The 23,231-nt window shown below is 42.4% G+C and carries 25 protein-coding genes and 1 tRNA gene; 6 read left to right on the forward strand and 20 right to left on the reverse strand.

The genetic code is table 11. The features are described from left to right. Positions 1-123 precede the first annotated feature (123 nt). A complete protein-coding gene (locus NST39_RS16760) occupies positions 124-807 on the reverse strand; it encodes a CpsD/CapB family tyrosine-protein kinase (RefSeq protein WP_113768106.1) in 684 nt (227 codons plus the stop codon). After that, complete coding sequence (locus tag NST39_RS16765) at positions 797-1,528, reverse strand: YveK family protein (RefSeq protein ID WP_335351267.1); 732 nt, start codon at positions 1,526-1,528, stop codon at positions 797-799. Before NST39_RS16765 ends, NST39_RS16760 begins: the two co-directional genes overlap by 11 nt. Before the next feature lie 251 nt (positions 1,529-1,779). Between NST39_RS16765 and slrR the strand changes: the two genes are divergently transcribed. Then, positions 1,780-2,250, forward strand: coding sequence for an HTH-type transcriptional regulator SlrR (slrR, locus tag NST39_RS16770; RefSeq protein ID WP_106067304.1), 471 nt, complete (start codon positions 1,780-1,782; stop codon positions 2,248-2,250). Positions 2,251-2,338: 88 nt separating this feature from the next. Here the strand turns inward: slrR and NST39_RS16775 are convergent, their stop codons facing one another. The 4 genes from NST39_RS16775 to NST39_RS16790 form a co-directional block, all read right to left on the reverse strand. Continuing rightward, positions 2,339-2,563 (reverse strand): phage holin, encoded by a 225-nt coding sequence (locus NST39_RS16775; protein ID WP_106067305.1) that lies wholly within the window; start codon positions 2,561-2,563, stop codon positions 2,339-2,341. Between the two features lie 139 nt (positions 2,564-2,702). After that, the gene (locus NST39_RS16780; protein WP_212045770.1) at positions 2,703-3,608 is read right to left on the reverse strand and encodes an iron-hydroxamate ABC transporter substrate-binding protein; all 906 of its coding nucleotides are present in this window, start codon (positions 3,606-3,608) and stop codon (positions 2,703-2,705) included. Positions 3,609-3,625: 17 nt separating this feature from the next. After that, complete coding sequence (locus NST39_RS16785; RefSeq protein WP_341029387.1) at positions 3,626-4,627, reverse strand: FecCD family ABC transporter permease; 1,002 nt, start codon at positions 4,625-4,627, stop codon at positions 3,626-3,628. Next, positions 4,624-5,676: a FecCD family ABC transporter permease gene (locus NST39_RS16790; protein WP_341029388.1), complete on the reverse strand. Its 1,053-nt coding sequence runs from the start codon at positions 5,674-5,676 to the stop codon at positions 4,624-4,626. Before NST39_RS16790 ends, NST39_RS16785 begins: the two co-directional genes overlap by 4 nt. Before the next feature lie 285 nt (positions 5,677-5,961). Here NST39_RS16790 and NST39_RS16795 point away from each other — a divergent pair, with 285 nt between their 5' ends. After that, complete coding sequence (locus NST39_RS16795) at positions 5,962-7,371, forward strand: polysaccharide deacetylase family protein (protein WP_268483100.1); 1,410 nt, start codon at positions 5,962-5,964, stop codon at positions 7,369-7,371. 15 nt (positions 7,372-7,386) lie between these two features. Here NST39_RS16795 and abc-f read toward each other — a convergent pair whose 3' ends face one another. From abc-f to NST39_RS16820, 5 genes are all read right to left on the reverse strand, one after another. After that, a complete protein-coding gene (gene abc-f, locus NST39_RS16800; RefSeq protein WP_341029988.1) occupies positions 7,387-8,946 on the reverse strand; it encodes a ribosomal protection-like ABC-F family protein in 1,560 nt (519 codons plus the stop codon). A 485-nt stretch (positions 8,947-9,431) separates the two neighbouring features. Continuing rightward, on the reverse strand, positions 9,432-10,601 hold the full coding sequence (locus NST39_RS16805; RefSeq protein WP_106032178.1) for a macrolide family glycosyltransferase: 1,170 nt from the start codon (positions 10,599-10,601) through the stop codon (positions 9,432-9,434). Between the two features lie 165 nt (positions 10,602-10,766). Further along, a complete protein-coding gene (locus NST39_RS16810; protein ID WP_341029989.1) occupies positions 10,767-11,657 on the reverse strand; it encodes an ABC transporter substrate-binding protein in 891 nt (296 codons plus the stop codon). Between the two features lie 175 nt (positions 11,658-11,832). Further along, a tRNA-Arg gene (locus tag NST39_RS16815) sits at positions 11,833-11,908 on the reverse strand. 117 nt (positions 11,909-12,025) lie between these two features. Further along, positions 12,026-12,334 (reverse strand): TM2 domain-containing protein, encoded by a 309-nt coding sequence (locus NST39_RS16820; RefSeq protein WP_341029393.1) that lies wholly within the window; start codon positions 12,332-12,334, stop codon positions 12,026-12,028. A 225-nt stretch (positions 12,335-12,559) separates the two neighbouring features. Here NST39_RS16820 and clpP point away from each other — a divergent pair, with 225 nt between their 5' ends. Beyond that, a complete protein-coding gene (gene clpP / locus NST39_RS16825) occupies positions 12,560-13,156 on the forward strand; it encodes an ATP-dependent Clp endopeptidase proteolytic subunit ClpP (protein WP_003212962.1) in 597 nt (198 codons plus the stop codon). Between the two features lie 59 nt (positions 13,157-13,215). On the opposite strand, the gene NST39_RS16830 is transcribed toward clpP, so the two are convergent. Next, positions 13,216-13,794, reverse strand: a complete 579-nt coding sequence (locus NST39_RS16830) for an LOG family protein (protein ID WP_044139006.1) — start codon at positions 13,792-13,794, stop codon at positions 13,216-13,218. Between the two features lie 136 nt (positions 13,795-13,930). Between NST39_RS16830 and NST39_RS16835 the strand changes: the two genes are divergently transcribed. Further along, on the forward strand, positions 13,931-14,260 hold the full coding sequence (locus NST39_RS16835) for a MazG nucleotide pyrophosphohydrolase domain-containing protein (RefSeq protein ID WP_003213115.1): 330 nt from the start codon (positions 13,931-13,933) through the stop codon (positions 14,258-14,260). Between the two features lie 28 nt (positions 14,261-14,288). Here NST39_RS16835 and NST39_RS16840 read toward each other — a convergent pair whose 3' ends face one another. Then, on the reverse strand, positions 14,289-15,911 hold the full coding sequence (locus NST39_RS16840; RefSeq protein ID WP_185107815.1) for a SulP family inorganic anion transporter: 1,623 nt from the start codon (positions 15,909-15,911) through the stop codon (positions 14,289-14,291). 37 nt (positions 15,912-15,948) lie between these two features. Next, entirely contained in the window at positions 15,949-16,530 is a 582-nt protein-coding gene (locus tag NST39_RS16845) for a beta-class carbonic anhydrase (protein WP_065097977.1), read from the reverse strand. 554 nt (positions 16,531-17,084) lie between these two features. On the opposite strand from NST39_RS16845, the gene NST39_RS16850 reads away from it, so the two are divergent. Together NST39_RS16850 and NST39_RS16855 are read left to right on the forward strand one after the other, a co-directional pair. Beyond that, positions 17,085-18,062: a 2-hydroxyacid dehydrogenase gene (locus NST39_RS16850; RefSeq protein ID WP_065097976.1), complete on the forward strand. Its 978-nt coding sequence runs from the start codon at positions 17,085-17,087 to the stop codon at positions 18,060-18,062. A gap of 184 nt (positions 18,063-18,246) precedes the next feature. Beyond that, on the forward strand, positions 18,247-18,735 hold the full coding sequence (locus NST39_RS16855) for a ribonuclease (RefSeq protein ID WP_003212642.1): 489 nt from the start codon (positions 18,247-18,249) through the stop codon (positions 18,733-18,735). 50 nt (positions 18,736-18,785) lie between these two features. Here the strand turns inward: NST39_RS16855 and NST39_RS16860 are convergent, their stop codons facing one another. Genes NST39_RS16860 through NST39_RS16885 form a run of 6 tightly spaced genes read right to left on the reverse strand, consistent with a single transcriptional unit; the run spans position 18,786 to position 23,172 of the window. Further along, positions 18,786-19,529, reverse strand: coding sequence for an arylamine N-acetyltransferase family protein (locus NST39_RS16860; RefSeq protein WP_044139393.1), 744 nt, complete (start codon positions 19,527-19,529; stop codon positions 18,786-18,788). A gap of 39 nt (positions 19,530-19,568) precedes the next feature. After that, positions 19,569-19,826 (reverse strand): HPr family phosphocarrier protein, encoded by a 258-nt coding sequence (locus NST39_RS16865; RefSeq protein ID WP_044139392.1) that lies wholly within the window; start codon positions 19,824-19,826, stop codon positions 19,569-19,571. A gap of 26 nt (positions 19,827-19,852) precedes the next feature. Further along, positions 19,853-20,803: a DNA-binding protein WhiA gene (gene whiA, locus NST39_RS16870; protein ID WP_044139391.1), complete on the reverse strand. Its 951-nt coding sequence runs from the start codon at positions 20,801-20,803 to the stop codon at positions 19,853-19,855. 17 nt (positions 20,804-20,820) lie between these two features. Next, positions 20,821-21,780 (reverse strand): gluconeogenesis factor YvcK family protein, encoded by a 960-nt coding sequence (locus NST39_RS16875; protein WP_126740918.1) that lies wholly within the window; start codon positions 21,778-21,780, stop codon positions 20,821-20,823. After that, complete coding sequence (rapZ, locus tag NST39_RS16880; RefSeq protein WP_065098084.1) at positions 21,781-22,668, reverse strand: RNase adapter RapZ; 888 nt, start codon at positions 22,666-22,668, stop codon at positions 21,781-21,783. It lies immediately after the preceding gene. Positions 22,669-22,707: 39 nt separating this feature from the next. Beyond that, positions 22,708-23,172 (reverse strand): 8-oxo-dGTP diphosphatase, encoded by a 465-nt coding sequence (locus NST39_RS16885; RefSeq protein WP_003213484.1) that lies wholly within the window; start codon positions 23,170-23,172, stop codon positions 22,708-22,710. Positions 23,173-23,231: the final 59 nt, after the last annotated feature.

A 23,231-nucleotide genomic window follows, 5' to 3' on the forward strand; every position in this document is an offset into this window, starting at 1 on the left:
TGGGCATCAAACCCGTCCTCACATCCCACTATTGATGACGAGCATCTAAGGCATTGGTCATGCCCACAGCAGGATCGAGTGCCTCCATTGTTAAAGATTAGGAGACATCACCTATCAATCTTGTTAATACATATACAGCCTTCCCTTTTTCTCTTTCTTGCCATTTAGCATAGCCCCAAGCAGTTTACCTGTTGTCCCGTCTAACACTTCTTTTGATTTCTTCACCGCAGCTATCTTGGTTTTGCCGCTTAAGACAACAAGAATGCTTCCATCTGTCCGGTTCGCCAGGATCTTTGCATCGGCTACTGGCAGAAGCGGCGCAGAATCAACAATCACCATGTCATATTGCTGTTCAATTTCATAAAAAAGTTGCTTCATGACAGGTGAGGAGAGCAGCTCAGCTGGATTCGGCGGAATGGTTCCACTCGGAAGCAGCTCTAAATGCTCAATAGGTGTGGGTAAAATAGCTTCCTCCAAGCTGCAATTATTTAATAGCACATTGGTCAAGCCCGTGTGATGACTCAGGTCAAAATATTCATGAACAACCGGATTTCGCAAATCAGCATCCATTAGCAGCACCCGCTTTTTCTGCTGTGCAAAAACAGCTGCTAGATTTGCAGCCGTAAATGATTTCCCTTCCTTCGGCAAGGAGGATGTCACCAATATGGATTTCAGCCTTGTTTGGATTGATGTGAATTCGATGTTCGTTCGGATCGTACGAAATTGTTCTGCTATGACAGAGTGAGGATTTAATACAGAAATACAGGATAAATCTCTCTTTTCTCTTTTCTTTCTCTTAAAGATCAATGTTCTGTCCTCCCGTTATGACGGACTGCTTGTCTTTTTTTGCCCTCCTGTCTGTCTGCATCCGATAGACGCTGCCGAGCGACGGCAATCCGATCTCTTCTCTTATTTGATGTGTTCGTTTTACAGTATCATCGAGTAGGTTCATTAAGAAAATGAGTGTTACCCCCCCTAATAAAGAGGCGCCTAGTGCCAGTACGATATGAACGAATTTTCTTGAATTCATAAGAATCGTATTGGACAGCTTGGCTTCAGACAAAACATTAATGCGATCCATATTCATGGTTTTTTTGATTTCTTCTTGCAACACCTCTGTTGCAGTATTCGCAATGGCAACTGCCTTTGCGCGATCCTCATCTTGTACAGAAATATTGATGACCTCAGACTCATTTTCTGTACTTGTGGCAATTTTGTGTTTTAATCCTTCAGCTGAATCTGTAAGGTTGAGTGTTTCTTTTACTTTTTCAATGACGATCGGACTTTTTAATAAAACTTGAAAGGTACGTGTATATTGAAGGTTCATCTGAATATCGTTTAAGTTCGCTTGTGCGTCATTGCTGCGTTTATGAACAAGAATTTGAGTGGTTGCCTGATATACAGGAGTCGAGACATAGAACTGATAGTAGGCTGAAATGCCCGTTACGATCAGGACAATCAGGATCAGAAGGGCCATTTTCTCTTTAATGACAGAAAACAGCTGCTTAAAACCTATAATCTCATTCATAGATACCTCCCGATTTCATCATAAAAAGGTTATATATGGTTTCTTTTTGTTAATGATTGGATTATAAAAGATAATACCCGCAAAGAAAAATGTCATAATAGGTCTTATAGTTCTTTTTAAAGAACGAAATCGTTCGTTTTCTTTTGTTTACTTCCTAATTCTTACGTTTTTGAATTTTATAAAGAACAAATTATTTCTTATAATGAACGAAAAGGTCTCAGTACGATTCGCCAGGGAGAAGGGATGATCGAATGATAGGAAAGGTGATACGCATTTACCGAAAGAGGAAAGGATACTCCATTCAGCAGTTGGCTGAAGATGCCCATGTTTCTAAATCGTATTTGAGTAAGATTGAGCGTGGTGTCCACAGAAATCCATCTGTCCAGTTTTTAAAAAAGGTATCCTCTTCGCTAGAGATTGATTTACAAGAGCTATTTGATGCAGAGACGTTGATGTTTCATGACTCTGAGAGTGGTGAACACGAATGGCGGGAGCATATCGTCAATGCCGTCCAATCCGGCATGCCAAAAGAAGAACTCTATCAGCTGCTCCAAACGTACCGAAAGAAGCAGGAAGAAAAGACGTTACATGTCACTCATAGAAAGTTGACGGATTCGAATATAACAGAGTGGAAACGTCTGATGAGTGAGGCGAAAGCTATCGGCTTAAGCATTGAGGAAGTAAAAGCATTCCTCGCCAACATGGGAGAACGACGGGCGTAAGCCTTTCAGGAAGAGTCAAATTGCGGGGAGAAGCGTTTGACGCTTCGCTGAAAAAGAGCCTTTTATCATGAAAAGGCTCTTTTTCCTCTTATTCTGCTTTTTTTGTTCGTGCTTTTTTCGTTATATCATTGTTTTTCCAATAAGCCCAGAGAGATGTAATTCCAAGAAAGGCTAACGTGATGAATTGCTGAATACCTTCTTCATCAATAGGAATTGGGCTTTTTCCCGCAGCGGTTAGCGCACTGTTGACAAGTGCGAGCAAAAGCAGCACAAGCCTTGCGATTGTACCTGCACTCATTTTTTGAACTTCCAACTGTAACCCCTCCCTTTCTTCCCCTTCACGGCCGGTACGGCTCGTTCTCTCTCATATGTATGCAAAAACCGAAAGAATAGAAGACCGGATCAAAAAAAGAGACATCATGCCTATATAAGGAATGATGCCTGATTTCATCTTATTTTGATGTAGAAAACATCTCTTTCGCTTCATCCAAAGCCATTTTATTGCCTAGTGCTGAGTAATCGAGCCATGGCTGATCGGCAATCGGATAGACTTGATTGTTCTTTACGGCTTTTAGCCCCTTCCAAATCGGCGTCTTTTCTAATTGCTTGAATGCCTGCTGCGCTTTATCATCACGGTTCACGACGACAAAGATAGCATCTGCATCATAGTCAGGAAGAACCTCTTGAGAAATCACTTCAAATGGCCGTTTGCTGTCCAGTTTCTTCACCCCATCGACAGGTGTGAGGCCTAAATCCTCGTACAAAATTGGACCCATTGGGCGCTTCATGCTAAATACTCGAAGCTCCTTTGCCGTCACACGGATCGCCATTACTTTTCCGTTTCCAATCTTTTGTTTGATGAGCGATTTGACTTCTTTTGCTTCTTGATTGTAATCCTGAATATATTGATCGGCTTCTTTCTCTTTATTGACGAGCTTGCCGATTTTTTTCAAATGATCACGCCAAGTGCCGTTATTTAAATCAAACACTTCCGTTTTGGCGATTTTCTTATATTTCGATAAATCTTGTCCAGCTAGTTCTTCATCAACGTAAATAACATCTGGTTGTAATGCAAGCAGCGACTCCATATCAGGATCGGCTGCGATGCCCAGCTTCTTCGTACCACTCAGCTGCTTTTTGGCATGTGGAAGGAAATCTTTTAAATCCCCTCCTACAACAGAGCCTGCTGGCTTGATACCGAGTGCTAATAAGTCATTCGTTAAATGAATAGACAAGGAAGCAATTTTCGGTGTTCCATGATCATTTTGAGTTGCTTTATTCTTTGTTTCCTGTTGACCACAAGCGGCAAGCAAGATAAAACAGAGCGTTAAACCAAGCACAAGTAATTTTTTCATGATGAGTTCCTCTTTCTTGTTTATTTCGTTTTTGCTAATAAGTAGAGAAAATAAGGAGCGCCGATAAAAGCCACAACGACACCCGCTGGTATGGCATTTGGGGCAAAGATGGAACGTCCAATTGTATCGGCACTGACCAAAATCAACAAGCCAATCAGTGCACTAACTGGTAAAAAATATTGATGGAGTGAGCCGACAAGCCGCCTTGCCAAATGCGGAGCGACAAGTCCAATAAAACCAATACCGCCTGTCATCGAAACACTTGCACTCGCCAAACCAACAGCTAAGGTCAGCAAAAGGAGACGCTGACGCTGAACACGTACACCTACACTTGAGGCGACAGCATCTCCTAATGTCAACGCATTGAGCGTGCTTGACTGCATCAGCGTAAGCGGCACAAGGCATACAATCCAAGGCAGAAGCGCTAAGACATGAATCCAGTCTCTCCCCCAGACATTGCCGACAAGCCATCTTGAAGCAAATGTGTATGTATCTTCATCTAGCTTCAATGACAAATATAACGTCAAAGCACTGAATCCCGCGGCAACTGCAATTCCTACTAGGATCAGCCGGATGGGAACGAGCCCTTCCTGCCGGTCATACGCCAAAAGCACGATGACCGCTGCCGCAAGAAGCCCTCCGCCAAATGTAAAGAGCGGAATAAGAAGAGAGGGATTGCCTTCTAGTGCGTGGAAATACGTCACAAACACGATTAAGCCAAATGCAGCGCCTGCATTCAGTCCAATAATCCCTGGATCGGCCAGCGGGTTACGAGATAGACTTTGCAAAATGCCTCCCGCAATACCAAGACCAATTCCCGCTAGCATCGTTACCACGATTCGAGGCAGACGATAGTCAAACAGCACCATTTCACTTTGAAAATCTCCAAAGCCGAATAACGTTTTGACGACTACAAGAGGATTTAGTTTCAGCGTACCGGTATTTAAGCTATACAGCACAACGACCACACTTAAACAAAGCAAAACGACTGTCACAACAAGAGCCCGCTGTTTCTCTCTCATGACAGGTTCCTCCCTTCTTTTCTGGCAATATACAAGAAGAAAGGAACACCGACAAGTGCCACCATCACGCCAATGGCAAGCTCTCGCGGCGGATGAACGGTGCGGCTGGCAAGGTCAGCAAACACAAGCAGTACCGCGCCTAATATCGCTGACATCGGAATGACGAAACGATAGTTTACACCAACCAGCTTTCGTGCGATATGTGGGATGACAAGACCGACAAACCCAATGGAGCCGACTGCTGATACAGAAACCCCTGCTAATAATACAGCAGCTACCATTCCTAGTATTCGCACTTGTCGCGTTTTCACCCCTAAATTTGCCGCTACATCTTCACCAAGCGACAGTAGCGACAGTGACCGTCCTAATAGCATCGCCCATACGATCGCTACGAGAATGACCGGGGCAAGAATTGTCAGCTGCGGCCATTTCACACCTGCCACTCCGCCTGCATACCAAAACGCAAGGTCCTGACTTAAGTCAAAATAAATCGCGATTCCAGAGCTAAGTGCATGAAGCAATGCAGCCACAACGGCTCCTGCTACTGTTAAGCGCAGTGGTGTCAAAACGCCACCAGCCGCACCAATCGCAAAGATCAGCAGCGTACTGAGCACTGCACCAATAAAGGAAAACAACATAAGTGCCGAATAAGGGATTCCTGGGAAAAAAGCAAAACAAAGAGCGACCACGAACATCGCACCGCCATTGATGCCTAAAATCCCCGCATCGGCCAGCGGGTTTCTTGTAATCCCCTGCATGAGCGCACCCGCTACGGCAAATGCCGCTCCAACAAGAGCTGCTCCTAAAACACGAGGAAGTCTTAATTCATGGATGATCTGCTGCTCTGTGACATCTGACTGATAGTCAAATACAGCTGTCCAAACCGTTTGCAGAGACAATGTTTTGGCACCATATGACACAGCCAAAAACATGGCAGCCGCCAAACTAAGGACGGCGAGAAAAAATATCAAAAGGAACAGAATATATGATGATCGTTTTTGTTGAGGTGTTCGCTTATCCTGCAAAATCGGTGTCATCCTTTTCTTCATTAAAAGTCTGTTTGAAAATGAGAATCATAATCATCAAAATTATATCTGCCTGCCTCTCAAAAATCAATGTACACCTTATTTTTTAATTAATGAAGGTATGCAGATGACAGTCTTTGCTCGTTTGAAATGACCTATCATTTTTTCTCATAGTTTAATAGGAAAATAGTTGACATTCCGCCTGAATATCCTCTAAAATGACAAAAGCAAGTCAAATGTTATAAAAATATTACAAACAGATGTCAAACTGATAAAGAATGACCCGTCTTGAGAGGAGATTTGAACGTTGTGTCATTAAAAGGAAAATGGAGTATCGGCCTATTTGCACTTGCGATCGTCATTGGAGTCGTTGCTTTCTTTCAGAATCAACAAGCAAGTGGTACCGAGAAGAAAAATGTAAAGCAGGATACGAACTATAAAAACGTCGAAATCGTCACTCTCGTAAATGACGGGAAATTTATGAGATATGCAGTCAACTATCCTCTTTTTCATCAAAAAGAGCTAGATGACAAGATTCAAAGCTACGCCAATTCAGCTTTAGAGCATTTCAAAAAGACGTTTAGTGAAGCCAAGGACGTCGATGAAAACAAACGCTTTGAACTGAATATTGATTATGATATGGTGCATTATGCGAAGCAGTCGGCTGCTATTCGCTTTACGACTTATACCTATACAGGTCAGCAAAATGGGATCACCAATCATCTCACGATCAACTATGATTTTCAGAAAAAAACCTTTCTTGACACAAAAGATTTATTTCTACCTAAAACCAACTTTTTGAAGAAATTATCCTACATTACATATTCGGAGCTTCAAAAGGACAAAACCTTATCTAAGGATCAGACGCTCCTTCAGAAAGGAACAGCCCCTACTGCTCAAAACTTCAGTCAATTTGCCTTGAAAGAGAAATATGTAGAATTTTATTTCCCAGCATCTCAAGTAGCCGGCGAAGATCTTGGTCCCCAAACACTTGCGATTAAAAAGACGCTGCTGAAAGATATAATGAAGCCAGAATATATGAATAAAACCAAAAATCAAAATGAAATGAAAGAACCAAATCCGAAAAGAAAAGCCGTCAAGCTGCCGCAAAAATCAAAGCTTGATCCAAATAAAAAAGCCATCGCCCTCACATTTGATGATGGTCCGAATCCAGCGACCACCTCAAAAATTTTAGAAGCACTGAAGGAAAATAAAGGACATGCGACCTTTTTCGTATTAGGCAGCAGGGTGCAGTATTATCCTAATATGCTTGCCGATATTCTAAAAGGCGGGAATGAAATCGGAAACCATTCTTACAGTCATCCTTTATTAACAAGACTGCCTTTAAAGGAGGCGGTGAAACAAGTGAAGGACACTCAGAAGCTGATTGAGAAAGCGAGCGGGTATACACCTACGCACTTTAGACCGCCATATGGTGGGACAAATCAAGACATCAATCAAGCAGTTGGGATGAAGGTCTCTTTATGGGATGTCGATCCTGAGGATTGGAAAATTCGCAACAGCCAGCAGATCACAAACCACGTTCTTTCACATGCAGCAGATGGCAGAACGGTGTTGATGCACGATATTTATGACAGCTCAGCTCAAGCAGCAGTGAAGATCATTCATGAACTCACCAAACAAGGCTATCAGCTTGTCACAGTCAGTGAACTTGATCAATTAAAAAAAGAACGACATGAACAAGCCCCTGTGCAATAAACACAGGGGTTTTCTTTATGACTCCAAAGATTTCTTTTGTTTCAATAATGCTTGAAATGTCTCCTCCAGCTCCTGAGACGGCTCAATACTTAACCGGCTGAGCACTTCAGACAGCTGTAAATCAATTAACAGAAGCTCCTCTTCTCTTTGGGTAACAGCTGGTTTGTCGCCTTTTTGTTTATACGCTTCATATGTGCCACAAAAAGCTTCAATACGCTTTTCATGAACATGGAAAATGCGAGTCGCCACCTTCTCAATCAGTCTGCGATCATGGGAAACGAACACAACAGTACCCGGGTAATCCTTCAATAGACCTTCAAGCGCTTCAACTGCCGCCAGATCTAGAAAGTTCGTCGGTTCATCCAGCATGAGAACATTGGCATCGCTGACAAGCAGGGACGCCAGCATAGTCTTCACCCGTTCTCCCCCGCTTAACACCCCAACAGGTTTATGAACGTCATCTCCTCGAAATCCAAGTCTCGCTAAAACCGTTCGTACCACTGTCTCATCTTGAACTGCCTCTTTCAGCGCATTTTGTAAAATCGATTCATCTACCTTTAATCCTGAAAGATCTTGACGAAAATAGCCGATCTTGACAGCTTCTGAGCGAGAAACTCCGAGATGTCCATTTACCAGCATTCGGAGAAATGTCGTTTTCCCGCTCCCATTATTACCAATGATGGCGACCTTGTCCCCGCCTCTCACTTCCACATTCGCCTGCTTCCAAAGCAATTGATCGCCCGCCTTGCCATCTACATTTTTCACTCGCAAAATGGTACGGCTCGCTACTTCCTTCATTGTATGCTGCGTCATTTGAATGGGCTGAATGTCTTTTACTTTCTCAATCTTTTCTAATTTCTCCATCCTTGTTTCAATCGATTTGGCTGTTTTTTGCAGCTTTTTTTGCTTATTTGCATAGTAGGGCTTTGCAATTTTTGGCCCTGAGGATTTCAGCTTTTGGGATGGCTTTGTCGCTTTGTCGGCTTTTTTCTTTTTCTTTTCTAGCGCATGCTCTAACTGTTTTTTCTTTTGTGTATAAGCTTCGTACGCTTCCACCTGCTGACGATGCGCCAGCTCTTTTTGATGTGCAAATTGCGTGTAGTTGCCTTTGTATTGATTGAGCCGTCCATGATCCAGCTCCCAAATCTCCGTACATACCGCATCTAAAAAAGCACGATCATGTGAAACGACAATGAGGGCTCCTTGATAATTGTGAAGCTTCTCTTCCAGCCACTCAATGTGCTCTGTATCTAAATGAGTCGTTGGTTCATCTGCTAATAAAAGGGCAGAAGGACGGTTTAACGCGCTTTCAATATAAGTCTGGGTCATCTCACCACCACTCTGTATGCCATCCGCTTGTTTTAGCTGAGGAAGCAGTGTGCAGGTCGTTGTGGCAGCAAACGTGCCACTGTCTGGTGTCTCTTGTCCCGCGAGCACATGCAATAACGTTGTTTTCCCGCTGCCATTTGCCCCGACAAGTCCAATGCGGTCACTTTGATGGATGGTAAGTTCCTCAATATCAAATAACAATCGATCTTTTCGAAACACCTTTAACTGATTGGCTTTTACTAACATCCAACCCACTCCTTTCGTATCAGGAGACATGAAAAAGCCTCCCATTCTCAGAATAGGAGGCAAAATGGTGTACAAAAATAAGCGGATCAATCCCGGATGACGTGCCGTTCCTATTTGAACACACACATCCCCGTATCAATCTCCTCATTCTTTGATTCCCAAGCTGTACCATCCTATTCCGAAGCTAAAAAATGAAAACGCAGCAAACATGGCAAACCAATCGTTTGCTCACTGCCTTCGTTTTTTCATTTTGCTTACAGGTCATAGGATTAGTACTTCATTGCATTGGGTCACCCTTCCGTCGTTTGTTACGTTTACAATAAAAGATTGGTTATTTTTTGTCAAGCTGAAATGGCACAGGTGAGTCCATTTCAGCATAATAGAAAACCTTTGAAGTCTTGGAAGGACTGGTACCGAAGCAGAGCAATTCCACTTTCACGCACGTCAGACACCAAATACGAGGGTTTGCCTACACGCTGACAGACTCATGATTGAGTCTGTTTCGTCTGCATCCATTGATCAATCGTCCGCAATGCTTTATCTGTTCCGCCTGCTGTTTGGAAGCTTTCTTCAATTTTTTCGATTCCAGCACGGTATGTGTTACTTCCCAGAACAGATTCCACGGTTTCTCTTAGCTGCTTTGCTGTCAGTTGGTCTTTATCAAGTGCACGGGCAGCAGATAGCTCGGTCAGTCTTTGTGCGACCATCGGCTGATCTTTGTCGACCGGAATGACAACCATCGGAACGTGATAATGAATGCCTTCATTGACACTGTTCATTCCGCCATGCGTCACAAACACATCTGTCAGATCAAGCACTTCAAGCTGCGGCACATAAGGCTCGATCAGAAAATGAGAAGGTGCTTCTTTCAAGAGAGACCGATCCACTTTTTCACCTGTTGCGAGCACCACTTTTCCATCAAAGTCGGCAAATGCATCAATACACATATTAAAAAATGCTTCTGTATCCCCAAGAACGGTGCCCATCGAAATAAAGACGACTTTTTCTTGCTCAAGTGCTTCCAGCGGGAAATCATGCTGATCTGCCCTTTTTAGAAAGCTCGGTCCAATGAAAACAAATGAGTCGTTCACTGCATCGACAGACGGCTGAAAATATTCACTTGTATACACGATATTCAGTTCTCCGCGATTTTTCATGAATTGCATCAAACGCGTTGGCTGAACGCCAAAACGCTCTTGTATGCTTTCTAACAGATGATCGGCTTTCTCATCCTTTCTGTATAGCGGTGTATCAAAATGCGCCTCTTGCAGCACAAAAGATGGGTTTGAACCGATTCCTGGAATTTGTAAATAATCTCGAACAAGCTCCCCTGCACCAAACATATCAAAATAGACAAAATCAAATGAATGCTGCTGAGAAAGTGTTTCTACCACCTCTAAAATATCAAATGATGTTTGCAACATGGCATGAAAGAATGGCTGCATGGAATCGAGATTTCCTTCATCCACGTGTAATGTTCGAATATAGTCTGGATGTTTATGTACGTGAGCGCCTAAGCGTTTGATTCGTTCCTCATAATGTACAGTTGTGACCGCATGCACTTCATCTCCACGATCCGCCCAAGCTTTGATGATCCCTAACATAGGATTCACATGCCCTTCAGCGGGAAATGTAATCAATAAAATCTTTGCCACAAGAAATCCCTCCTCATTGTCAATTCTCTTCCATGTTAATCATATACAGCCAGCGGACTCAACAAATACGCCTGTAAAGGGAAGAAATGAGTCTTATGACCAGTATTTTAAGAGATGACTAGAAGAAAAAAGACAAAGCCCCAAGTTAAGTGCTTTGTCCTTTTTCTATTTTTTGAGCAGCATTTGTTTAAACGCAGCAGACTGTTTTTCAATTGAGATCGGATCTGCATAGATAAATTCATTGATTGAATAATAAAGAACATGTCCCTGCTTCACCGCTCGATTCTTTTTCCATACACCGCTGCCCGTGATATCTAGGTTTGGCGCTTTTCCATCTTTTGTGGGGACAAGTAAATAGTCACCTGTATACTGGTTCATCTCTTCTAACGAAATGCCAAGATAGCCTTCCTTTGGAAGTGCCTTTTCTGCTTTTGCAGGCAGGCTGAATCCATAGCCTTGATAGATAACTTCCCCGCCGCGGCCAAAATCAGTACCAAATAAGTATACTTGCTTTTGCTGGACATCCATGATGGAGAACGTCTTGTCATCACCTATTTTTGCTTTGACTTCTTCTCCGTCTTTCTTTAACTGCTCATCCATTTCTTTTATTTGTTTTTTTGCTAACGCTTCTTTTCCAAGAATCTTTCCGATTTCAATATGCATCTCTTTGAAGCTGTGTTCACTTGTCGTGAATGTGATCGTTTTGGCAATCTTTTTATATTTTTCAACCTGTGCGTTTTGAGAATAAGCAATAATCAAATCAGGCTTCAGCTTTGCAATCGCCTCCACATTTTCGATAGGCACCCGCTTCACACCTGTTTCATCTAAAAAGGATGATTTAGGATAAACATCCGTCATCCCAACTGGTGTCACACCAAGCTTTTGGAAACTTCCAAGCTGCGCCGTTAAAACAACAACTCGCTTTGGCTTGGCAGGAATGGTGATCTTTTCACCCGTTTCAGTTGTATATGTACGTGTACTTGCTGCTTGCTCTTTATTCTCTTTCTGCCCGCATGCCACTAACAATAATGCCATCAAACTGATCAACCATATCATTTTTTTCACTTGCGAAACCACCTTTAATTGAGAATAATTATTAATTATAGCATAATTAGACAACCATTAAATGAACAGTTTTAAAAGTGAATGATACATATAGTAAAACGAAAAAACCCTCTCCAAAGGAGAGGGTTTAAATTGGACCTTTATCAATCGTGAACAAGCCCAAGTACGCGCTCGGAGGGATTCGAACCCCCGGCAGACGTGGTACCGGAAACCACCGCTCTATCCAACTGAGCTACGAGCGCACGATATGTTTTTGAACGTCAGCATATCAAATTATAAGGGAAATGCTGCAAGAAAGCAATGATATTCTGATGACTTCAAAGAAGAAGCCTGCACCGAAAAGATGCAGACATGTCGACTTATGCACTTTTAACAGATGCAATAATTTTTCGTTCCATATTTTCATTTACTTCATCCACTGTTTTGACAAGACAAATGATCCCATCAATAAATGGCCAAATGAACAATGTCAACCATCCTAGGAGAAGCATGGTCACTGCATAGCCTTTCTTTTCATCAAGATAAAAACGATGAACGGCAATAGCTCCAAGGAACCACCACAAAATAAATACAACTAATTTCGACTTTTTTTTGGCTTGAAGTTCAGTTGATACAACAATACGCTGTTGATCAGTCAAACTACTTTTCTCCAAAAGATTATCCACCATTTTTCCTTCTTTCTGACTATATATAATAATAACATAGGTAATATTACCTCATAACAGAAAGTTTTACCATATTTTTTTAAACCTTTTCCGTGGTTTAAGAAAAATAATTTTTGGGAAAAATAACATGTGGCTGTCGAATTTTTTGATTGCGTTTTGTTTGACCTTTATTGACCAAAAATGTATCATTGAATTACATACTTACCTAAAAGGTGAAGGAGGAACATTATGAATTTAATACCTACAGTCATTGAACAAACAAATCGTGGGGAAAGAGCTTACGACATTTATTCTCGTCTTTTAAAAGACCGTATTATCATGCTTGGTTCTGCGATCGATGACAATGTTGCCAACTCCATCGTGTCACAGCTGCTTTTCTTAGAAGCTGAAGATCCAGAAAAAGATATTTCTATCTACATTAACAGCCCTGGCGGTTCAATCACAGCTGGTATGGCCATTTACGATACGATGCAATTTATTAAACCAAAGGTATCAACCATTTGTATTGGTATGGCTGCATCTATGGGTGCGTTCCTGCTTGCTGCTGGTGAAAAAGGTAAGCGTTATGCTCTTCCAAACAGTGAAGTCATGATTCACCAACCACTAGGTGGTGCCCAAGGTCAAGCAACAGAAATTGAAATTGCGGCAAAACGAATCCTTTCTTTACGCGATAAACTGAACCAAGTACTTGCTGAACGTACTGGTCAGCCAATCGAAGTGATTGAGCGCGATACAGATCGTGACAACTTCAAAACAGCGGAAGAAGCACTTCAATACGGACTCATTGACAAAGTCTTGACCCGTAATGCAGAAGAACAAAAATAATATGACAAAACAAACCGTCTGCTCCTCGAACAGACGGTTTTTTGTGGTTGAAATACGCTTTAAGACAGCTCCGTCCATTTCTGCTGAAGAGATGGTGTTTGATAAGAAGCCATCTGCGTGATTAATTCCTCCGGTTCGCTGGAGGCATGTAACAATTGGAGGTGTGATTCATTCGAGAAACCTTCCTGTACACTGAACTTCACCATGTCAATGAGCGGATTGAAATAGTCATTCACTTGATACAAGCCGATTGGCTTTTGGTGAATGCCGATTTGTGCCCAGCATAGCACCTCAAATAATTCTTCATATGTACCAAAGCCGCCTGGCATCGCAATAAATCCATCAGCCAGCTCACTCATTTTCGCTTTTCGTTCATGCATTCCTGTTACCTCGATTAATTCTGTCAGCTCTTGATGCACAACTTCTCCTCTAAAAAGCCCCTTAGGCATAACTCCAATGACTTGCCCGCCATTTCTTAAAACCTCATCTGCAATGGCACCCATCAATCCAATTCGTGAACCGCCGTATACAAGACGGATGTCATGCTCTGCCATATAAGTCCCCAGCTCTACAGCCTTTTCTTTGTAGACGTCCTTCACGCCTGGATTCGAACCAGCAAACACACAAATCGTTTTCATCAAAACAGCTCCATCTCTCTCTATGATTTCTTCACCCACTCATTCTACTATAATTGTTTTTTTAAAAACAACCGCTTCGTCTATATATAGTGTAAAATCAAAAGGTGCACACCATATAAGGAGCTGTATAAAGAGAATGCAAACAAATGAGATGGAGAAATGGATCAAGGATTTTTACAAAAAGAGAAATTGGACAGAATACGGACCGTTTATCCGGTTAGGGTTCCTGATGGAAGAAACAGGAGAACTCGCTCGCGCTGTTAGAGCCATCGAGATCGGACGTGACCGGCCTGACGAGCAAAAACAAAAATCATCTGAGTTGAAGAAAGAACTCGTTGAAGAAATGGGAGATGTGTTAGCGAATCTACTTATTTTAGCCGATCTCTATGATGTCACAGTAGAAGAGATCTTCTCCTCTCATCAACAGAAACTCACAAAGCGTTTTTCAGAACTGAAAAGCACGTGACCACATCGTCACGTGCTTTTTTCCACCTTTATAGCTGCTGTGGTGAGATATCATCTGTTCGTTCAAAAAAATGCTGTTTTCCAATATGATGGAAAAGACCTGTTCGACGCAAAAGCTCTTTCGGCTGTGATTGAAGTCCGACAATCATCAGCTTACCATTATGATGCTTTAACCGGTTGGAGATATTCATCAGCACCGCTTCTGCTGATGTGTCCATATAATTGACTTTATTCATGAGCAGAATGAGCGTTTTTGGCTTTGTCTGAACATGGTCCAGAATCGAATTTTCGAGTGAATCTGTTGTTCCGAAAAACAGCGGCCCTTCAATGGCGTACATACTAATGCCTTGCTGGTCTGTCTGTTTTTCTAAAGCTGCTGCTGTTTCCATCTGGGGAACCGCAACGTTTGGATGAATGCTGGTCGTCTGGCTCATTTTTTTGATGAAAGCAATAAAGGCTAAAATGAGCCCTGCGGTGACGCCAATAATCAAATCACCGATGACCGTCAGCAGGAAGGTCACAACAAGTACAAGGGAATCCGCATTTTTCACTTTTACAATATTGATAAACTCTTTTCTCTCACTCATATTCCAAGCAACAAACATTAAAATCGGTGCCATCGCAGCAAGTGGAATCATCGACGCATATGGCGCAAATAGCATTAAGATGAGCAGCACGACGACGCCATGCACAACACCAGAAATCGGGCTTGCTCCGCCATTTTTGATGTTTGTTGCCGTACGGGCAATCGCCCCAGTCGCCGGAATTCCTCCGAACAGCGGTGCCGCCATATTGGCAATTCCTTGCCCAACAAGCTCCTTATTGCTGTCATGCTTTGAGCCTTTCATATTGTCTGCGACCATTGCCGATAAAATTGATTCCACGCCACCTAAAAGCGCAATGACAATCGCTGGAGGGAGGAGGTAGATCATTTTTTCAATCGTTAATTCAGGAAAAGCAAAGCTTGGCAGCTGACGAGGAATTTCCCCATATGCCGAGCCGATCGTTTCAACTTGTCCTTGGAAAAAGAGAACAGCTAGAAACGTTGAAGCCAATAGACCTAATAGAGCACCAGGTATTTTGGGAATGTATTTTTGTGCCGCCAAAATCACAATAAGCCCAATCACAGCTGTGATGATGGCAAGACTGTTTGCGGTACCGAGATGGACCACAATTTCTCTCATATTGAGGAAAAAGCTTTCATGCTTTTCAACACCCTTTAATCCGAGGAAGTTGGCAATCTGCCCTGAAAAAATAATGACAGCAATGCCAGCAGTAAAGCCGATGATAACCGGACGAGGAATAAATTTCATGAGCTTCCCTAGTTTGAATATCCCGAATAATACAAGCATACACCCTGCCATAAAACCGGCAATGAGTAAGTTTTCGATACCGTATTGGCTGACGATACCAAATAAAATTGGAACAAACGCCCCAGTCGGCCCGCCGATCTGATACTTTGAACCACCAAACAATGAAATCAAAATGCCGGCAACGATGACTGTGTATAATCCATATTCTGGTCCGACACCAGATGCAATGGCAAAAGCCATGCCTAAAGGAATTGCCACAACGCCCACGACAAGCCCAGCGATTAAATCACGTCTAAATTTTGATGAATCATATCCTTCAAATCTTCCATAAAAACGCATGGTATGTGTTGGCCTCCTTCAAGTATGTGTAGATGATTTAGGTATACTGTGCGTCAATCTGATTATCTTTCACAACGACATCCAGCTTTCCCGTTGCTGGATGAATGACAAGTCCATGAACAGCCACATCACTTGGCATAAGTGGATGCTCTTTGACCAATTTCACACTTTGGGACACGCTCTCTTCAACCGAATCAAAGCCTGTCAGCCATCCCTTTAAATCAACTCCTGAGTTTTTCACAATGCTCAAACATTTCTCTTCAATGCCACGCGCTTTCGCCTTTTCAAGTAAAGGATCTGCCGCAAGACCTGCCATTCCGCATTCATGATGTCCTACAATGCATACCTCTTCTGCCTTTAGTTCATAGATTGCTAGCAGAATACTCCGCATCACACTGCCAAAAGGATGTGTTACGATGGCGCCCGCATTTTTAATGATCTTCGCATCACCGTTGCGCAGCCCCATGGATTGCGGCAATAATTCCAAAAGACGTGTATCCATACAAGTTAATATGACGAGTTTCTTTTCAGGAAATTTCCCCACTTTGTAAGGCTCATAATGTCTCTCTTGTACGAATTTTGAATTGTGCTGAAGAATCTGTTCTAATTTTGATCCCATTTTGCCAACTCCCAATCTTTTTATAAGTCACGTAAGCTCCTGCCTGTCCTCCTTTTCTTTCGTGTGTTCTCAAGCTTAAAGATGAAAAATGATAGAAAAAAAAGAAAAAAATGAGAAAACGATGAGAAGAAATGAGATCATTTTCTCTCATTTACGCTTCATCGCAAGGGGGACGCGGTCTTCCTTTCAATCTATCGTTCTCTGCTCGCCAAAAGACGATGAAATGGTTTAGTAGAAAACGACCTTCCCGTTTAATATGTTTCAAATATAATCATTTTTCTATCAAAAAATCTCGATCTATTTTCCAGTTTGTCAGATAATCTCTCAGAAAAACCGGCTTCTTCATATGTCACATCTCCCATTAGCTGATTTCCATCTAAGTAATAAATGCAGCAGATGGCATATAAATAATCTTTTTCACTAAGAAAATGTCTCTCTTTTCCGTTATTTTAGTATATTAAATATTGAGCAGATAACCTTCAAACGTGTTCAGACGAAATGGTTGCTTTATAATAAAAGGAGCAAGATGACCATGTGAAAGGAGCGAGTTGACTGTGACACCACATATTTTTGTCGCCAAACCATTACCTGCCTCATTTGAGGAAATACTAAAGGAACATTGTACATACGAGGTGTGGCAATCCAAAGACCCCATTCCAAAAGATATTTTGTTTCAAAAATTGCAGCATGCTGATGGTCTTTTAACGTCTGGGACGAAAATCGATCAAGAGCTATTAGATCACGCACCAAAACTCAAGGTCGTGAGCAATAACTCTGTTGGCTATGACAACTTCGATATAGAAGTGATGAGGCAAAGAGGCATAATCGGAACGCACACGCCTCATACACTCGATCATACTGTGGCTGACCTTGCATTTTCACTCATTCTTTCCTCTGCGCGAAGAATTGCCGAGCTTGATCGTTTTATCCGTGAGGGGAAATGGACGAAATTTGTACAGGAAGAAGATATCTTTGGCATCGATGTCCATCATCAAACGCTTGGCATTATTGGCATGGGACGAATCGGAGAGCAAGTCGCCAAACGAGCTGCACATGGTTTTGATATGAATGTCCTGTATCATAACCGCAGCCGGAATGAAAAGGCTGAATCAGCATATGGCGCTTTATATTGCACACTTGATGACCTACTAAAGCAAGCTGATATCATTGTGTTGATTACACCGCTGACCGATGAAACGTATCATATGATTGGCGAACGAGAATTGAAGTTAATGAAGCAAACGGCTTTATTTGTAAACATCTCCCGCGGGAAAACAGTGGACGAAAAAAGCCTCATTCAAGCGCTTCAAGAGGGATGGATCAAAGGCGCAGGTCTTGATGTGTTTGAACAGGAACCGCTTCAGGAGAATCATCCTTTCAAAGAAATGAACAATGTCACCCTTGTTCCCCACATCGGTTCCGCTACTGAAACAACGCGGGATCTTATGCTGAAACGAGCCATTCATAATGTGATTCATGGAATTGATGGCAAAGCCCCTGTAGATATTGTGAAGGAGCTTGCTTCATCTTAATCGGAAAAGACGCAGGATTCAGAGCTGCGTCTTTTTATTTATTTCATCAGAAGAATATCAGGAGAAAAGCCTCATTTTAGCAAAGATCCTGTTTCTTTACATTTCCTTCATATTCGGGTGCTATAATATGAGGTAGACAAGCATCAAGAGGACAGCTTCCGATTTCCTTAATAGGAGGATGAAGATGAAAAAAATCAGTTCGGTTTTTACTATGTTTGCTCTGATCGCTGCTATTCTGTTTTCTGGTTTTATTCCGCAGCAAGCCTATGCCGAAACACCACTTACACCGACCGCCACAAATAAAACAGCTTCTATTCAACTGACATCAGATGTTCATACCCTTGCCGTCATTAATACGTTTGATGGTGTAGCAGATTATTTGATTCGCTACAAACGACTGCCTGATAACTACATCACAAAATCACAAGCAAGTGCTCTTGGATGGGTGGCATCGAAGGGAAATCTAGCAGAGGTTGCCCCAGGCAAAAGCATCGGTGGAGATGTTTTCTCTAACCGGGAGGGACGTCTCCCTTCAGCAAGCGGCCGCACATGGCGTGAAGCAGATATCAACTACGTCTCAGGCTTCCGCAATGCTGACCGCCTCGTGTATTCAAGTGACTGGCTCATTTACAAAACAACAGACCATTACGCGACATTCACACGGATTCGATAATCAATCAAAAAACAGCCCCATTTGACGCAGGGCTGTTTTTTTGATGCCACTTATGGCAGCAGGGTTTTCACGTATTCCTCAAAAGGCAGAGACAGCGGTTTTTTCGACACTTCTTCATGTTCATGTATAGTGACATGATCCTCGGTGACGATTACACGTCCTGTTGGTGTGAGCTTTGAAGCAAGTGGTCTTTTGTTAAAAGGAGAGGCTTCATTTTCATAAATCTCCTCTCTCATTTGGACCAATGTAGGCTCACTCACCTCTTCCAATGTAAATGCATAGCCTGTTTCAGCGCCTTCTCCTCTATCTAATTGGAGAAGATGCGTACCTTTTTCAGTTTCTTCTTCTTTGACTCGAAACCGAATAGACGCTCCTTCCACCCATTCTTCAGTAAAGGGTACAGGCTGGAGAGGTAAATTCACACCAAAACCCGCATCAATAAGATACCGTTCGTTTTGATGATTCAACGTCATGGCTACGTGCGTACCATCAATTGCCCATATGCCCGCTTCCTTGTTATACACGGTCCCTTGAACGAGCTGTACAGCGAGTCCTGCCTCTTTTAACACATAATATAAAAGAGGATTGAGATCGTAACAAAGACCTCCTCTGCCTCCTTCAAGAAGATGCTCTTTCAATCCTTCTTGATTCAAGGCATAGGATTGTTTGTTCAGCACAGATCTATTTTCAAATGGAAAGGTGTAGGCCATCTTTTTTAATAATACAGGCAGGTCATCAAAGGTGATGGACTGGCCTTCGTATCCGATCTTCTGTAAAAATGCTGATTGCATCATGTTCATTCCCTTCTAAAAAAACTGAGTCTGTGAAGAGACTCAGTTTTCTTGATTGATAAAATCCGTTAACGCATCAATGGCTTCTTGTTCATCCGCACCATCTGCTATCAGTTTAACAGTGACCCCAGAGCTGATCGCAAGGCTCATGAGACCCATAATGCTCTTCGCATTGACTCTTTTTCCGTCCTTCTCTAGAAAAATTTCAGCTCCAAAGCGATTCGCTTCCTGTACGAACAAAGCAGCGGGACGTGCCTGCAAGCCTGTTTTCAACTGGATGGTGACCGTTTTTTCCACCATATGATCTGCCTCCCTTTTTCATTCTCCTATTTGAGTGTAACAGCTTGTCCGTTTCGTAATTGTTCTGCAATTTGATCTAGCTTTCTTAAGCGGTGATTAATGCCTGATTTGCTAATCTTGCCACTTTCCACCATTTCTCCCAGTTCCTTTAGCGTGACCTCTTGATAGTCGACTCGCAGTTTTGCAATTTCACGCAGCTTATCTGGCAGAGCATCAAGTCCAATTTTTTCATCAATGAATTGAATATTCTCGACCTGACGCAGCGATGCACCAATCGTTTTATTCAAGTTTGCTGTTTCACAATTGACGAGCCGGTTCACGGAATTCCGCATATCACGGACGATCCGAACGTCTTCGAAGCGAAGAAGTGAATTATGCGCACCTACAACACTTAAAAATTCGGTAATTTTTTCGGCTTCTTTCATATATGTGATGTAGCCTTTTTTACGCTCAAGTGTTTTACTGTTGAGATGAAATTGGTTCATCAGCTCACAAAGGGCATCATTGTGTTCTTTATATAGTGAAAAAATCTCAAGGTGATAGGAAGACGTTTCTGGATTATTCACAGAACCGCCTGCTAAAAAAGCACCTCTCATATAGGAGCGCTTACAGCACCTTTTCTTTACAAGCTCTTCTGAAATATTGCGCTCAAATACAAAATGCTCACCTAATATTTTCAAATCCTCTAAAATGGTTTTCGCTCGTTCTACCAGTCTGACAATATACACATTATTCTTTTTTAATCTCATTTTCTTACGAACGAGCAGCTCGACTGTGACATCATATTTCTTTTTTAGCAGCGTATAAATCCGTCTTGCGATGGCTGCGTTCTCTGTCTGTATATCTAGAATTAATTTTCGATTAGAGAAAGATAATGAACCGTTCATACGGATGAGGGCAGAAAGCTCTGCTTTTGTGCAGCAGTCCTTCACGTCCAGATTAGTCAGCTCTTTTTTTGTTTCGGATGCAAATGACATCCTTGCCACCCCCATTCCTATTTTTTCTTATGCAACAGGTCGACAAGCAGCGCGGCTACTTTCAGCGTGTCGTGACGAATCACATGCTGGTCGTATGTAATGATTTCCCCAGGGATGACTTCCAGTCCCATTGCCTTGAGTACATCTGTGTCGAACTGTACAGGCTGTGCCTGTTCTTCTGCATATTTTGCTTTGATCTCTTCTGGAATTTCTTTATTGTTCACAAAAATGGTATCAATAAATGGACGATCCATATGATCGTTTAATGCCTGCACATGATCAGCTGCACTGTAGGAAAGCGTTTCCCCTGGTTGCGTCATGACATTGCAAATATACACTTTTTTCGCCTTCGAACGAATCACTTCTTCACCAATATGCGGTACAAGTAAGTTTGGCAAGATACTTGTATATAAGCTGCCAGGTCCAATGACGATCAAATCGGCTTCACGAATGACTTGAATCGATTCTGGGAGCGGCTCAATCGTATTGGGTGTGAGGAACACGCGTTTAATTCGCTCACCGTAGGTTGGGATTTTTGATTCTCCTGTTACCACTTGCCCATTTTCTAATTCAGCATGTAGAACAACACTTGAATTCGCTGCTGGTAAGACTTTTCCTCTTACATTTAAGACCTTGCTCATTTCTGTGACGGCATGAAAAAAATCACCGGTTATATTTGTCATGGCCGCAAGAATGAGGTTGCCAAGTGAGTGGCCTGTTAAGTCATTCCCTTTGTTAAAACGGTGCTGAAATAAGTCTTCTACAAGTGGTTCAACATCAGAGAGAGCTGCAAGGACATTTCGAATATCGCCTGGAGGCGGAATATTCAAATCATGCCGCAGTCTGCCTGAGCTGCCTCCGTCATCAGCAACCGTTACAATAGCGGTAATATCCACTGGCTTTGTTTTTAGCCCTCTGAGCAAAACAGATAAGCCAGTGCCCCCGCCAAGAATGACCACCTTTGGAAGTGTCGTCATCTATTTTCTGCTTCTCTTTTCAATGTCCCGGTGAGTGACATGAGTGTAGTAGTCATTTTTAAAATACTCCGATAAGTAGTTCGCTAGCGTCACTGATCGGTGCTGTCCGCCTGTACAGCCAATAGCGATCACAAGCTGGCTTTTTCCTTCTCGTTTATAGGACGGAAGCATAAAGTTGAGAAGGTCAATTAATTTCTCTGTGAATTTTTGTGTCTCGCTCCATTTCATTACATAGGAACGCACTTCTTCATCGTTTCCAGTCTGTGGACGCATGCTCTCAATATAGTAAGGATTCGGCAGAAATCTCACATCAAATACAAGATCAGCATCAATCGGCAGACCGTATTTAAAACCGAAGGACATCACATTCACTGTAAACACCTGCCCTTGAGTCGTGGCAAAGTGCGCGACAATTTTTTCTCGAAGCTGTTTTGGTTTTAAATCCGATGTATCAAAAATCATTTGAGCCCGGCCTTTTAACTCTTCTAACAGATCGCGTTCCATTGCGATTCCTTCGAGCGGCAAACCTGTTGTCGCAAGAGGATGCGAACGTCTCGTTTCTTTGTATCTTGAGACAAGCACCTTATCGTTTGCATCTAGAAATAATATTCTTGGTGTGATCCAGCCAAGATCACTCATTTCATCTAAGGCTGCAACTAAGCTGTCAAAGAATTCTCGTCCGCGTAAATCCATCACAAGGGCGACCTTGCTCATCTTCGAATTAGAATCCTTCATGAGTTCTAGGAACTTTGGTAAAAGTGATGGCGGCAAGTTATCTACACAGAAGTAACCTAAATCTTCAAAGCTTTGAATGGCAACGGTTTTCCCCGCACCTGACATTCCTGTAATAATCACAAGCTGAATATCTCCTTGTTTGTGCGTATTCATGCCTGCTTCCTCTCCTTCTTTATAAAAACGGTTCATGTATTAGTCTCCTTGAGGGTCTAACCGATAAGCAATCAATTCAAAATCAGGTGTATACGTAAAAGTACCGTGAAGAAGTCCTTTTCCCTTTAGCATGAAATCAAGAATATGGGAATCTCCTGGTGCCATCGGTAAATGCGGCACATCCTTTACTTCATGCCACTTTAAAATGCCTTCCTCTGACTCTGTCACGTTTTTTCCAGTAAATGAATCTGCCATAAAGGTGAACATCATCCACTCTTGAACGATTTGATCGCCTTCTTTTATGATAAAGGTAAAAACACCTTTTAACTGTGGATTTAAAATATAAATTCCTGTTTCTTCTCTATACTCTCGAACGACTGAATCCTTGACCGATTCTCCGCTTTCCATTTTTCCGCCCGGCGCTACCCACCAGCCCCGTCTTGGCTTTTGCAGCAAGAGAACTTGATCTTCGTGATGCAGCACACAATTGGTTACTCGTTGCATCAGCTGTCACCTACTCTTTTATGTCTTTAACTTATTATACAGGTTCATCCTGACTCCCA

The organism is Bacillus sp. FSL W8-0645 (genome assembly GCF_038007905.1).
GTDB lineage: Bacteria > Bacillota > Bacilli > Bacillales > Bacillaceae > Bacillus > Bacillus pumilus.

Excerpts from the sequence above, each read along its gene's own strand:
- rapZ (WP_065098084.1), bottom strand. The coding sequence starts at position 22,668 with ATGAATACGCACAAACAAGGAGATATTCAGCTTGTGATTATTACAGGA.
- NST39_RS16810 (WP_341029989.1), bottom strand. The coding sequence starts at position 11,657 with ATGATATGGTTGATCAGTTTGATGGCATTATTGTTAGTGGCATGCGGG.
- slrR (WP_106067304.1), top strand. The coding sequence starts at position 1,780 with ATGATAGGAAAGGTGATACGCATTTACCGAAAGAGGAAAGGATACTCC.
- abc-f (WP_341029988.1), bottom strand. The coding sequence starts at position 8,946 with ATGTTAGTAAAAGCCAATCAGTTAAAGGTGTTTCGAAAAGATCGATTG.
- NST39_RS16835 (WP_003213115.1), top strand. The coding sequence starts at position 13,931 with ATGCAAACAAATGAGATGGAGAAATGGATCAAGGATTTTTACAAAAAG.
- NST39_RS16845 (WP_065097977.1), bottom strand. The coding sequence starts at position 16,530 with ATGGGATCAAAATTAGAACAGATTCTTCAGCACAATTCAAAATTCGTA.
- NST39_RS16860 (WP_044139393.1), bottom strand. The coding sequence starts at position 19,529 with ATGATGCAATCAGCATTTTTACAGAAGATCGGATACGAAGGCCAGTCC.
- NST39_RS16765 (WP_335351267.1), bottom strand. The coding sequence starts at position 1,528 with ATGAATGAGATTATAGGTTTTAAGCAGCTGTTTTCTGTCATTAAAGAG.
- NST39_RS16840 (WP_185107815.1), bottom strand. The coding sequence starts at position 15,911 with ATGCGTTTTTATGGAAGATTTGAAGGATATGATTCATCAAAATTTAGA.
- NST39_RS16830 (WP_044139006.1), bottom strand. The coding sequence starts at position 13,794 with ATGAAAACGATTTGTGTGTTTGCTGGTTCGAATCCAGGCGTGAAGGAC.
- NST39_RS16855 (WP_003212642.1), top strand. The coding sequence starts at position 18,247 with ATGAAAAAAATCAGTTCGGTTTTTACTATGTTTGCTCTGATCGCTGCT.
- NST39_RS16885 (WP_003213484.1), bottom strand. The coding sequence starts at position 23,172 with ATGCAACGAGTAACCAATTGTGTGCTGCATCACGAAGATCAAGTTCTC.
- whiA (WP_044139391.1), bottom strand. The coding sequence starts at position 20,803 with ATGTCATTTGCATCCGAAACAAAAAAAGAGCTGACTAATCTGGACGTG.
- clpP (WP_003212962.1), top strand. The coding sequence starts at position 12,560 with ATGAATTTAATACCTACAGTCATTGAACAAACAAATCGTGGGGAAAGA.
- NST39_RS16790 (WP_341029388.1), bottom strand. The coding sequence starts at position 5,676 with ATGAAGAAAAGGATGACACCGATTTTGCAGGATAAGCGAACACCTCAA.
- NST39_RS16865 (WP_044139392.1), bottom strand. The coding sequence starts at position 19,826 with ATGGTGGAAAAAACGGTCACCATCCAGTTGAAAACAGGCTTGCAGGCA.
- NST39_RS16785 (WP_341029387.1), bottom strand. The coding sequence starts at position 4,627 with ATGAGAGAGAAACAGCGGGCTCTTGTTGTGACAGTCGTTTTGCTTTGT.
- NST39_RS16820 (WP_341029393.1), bottom strand. The coding sequence starts at position 12,334 with ATGGTGGATAATCTTTTGGAGAAAAGTAGTTTGACTGATCAACAGCGT.
- NST39_RS16875 (WP_126740918.1), bottom strand. The coding sequence starts at position 21,780 with ATGACGACACTTCCAAAGGTGGTCATTCTTGGCGGGGGCACTGGCTTA.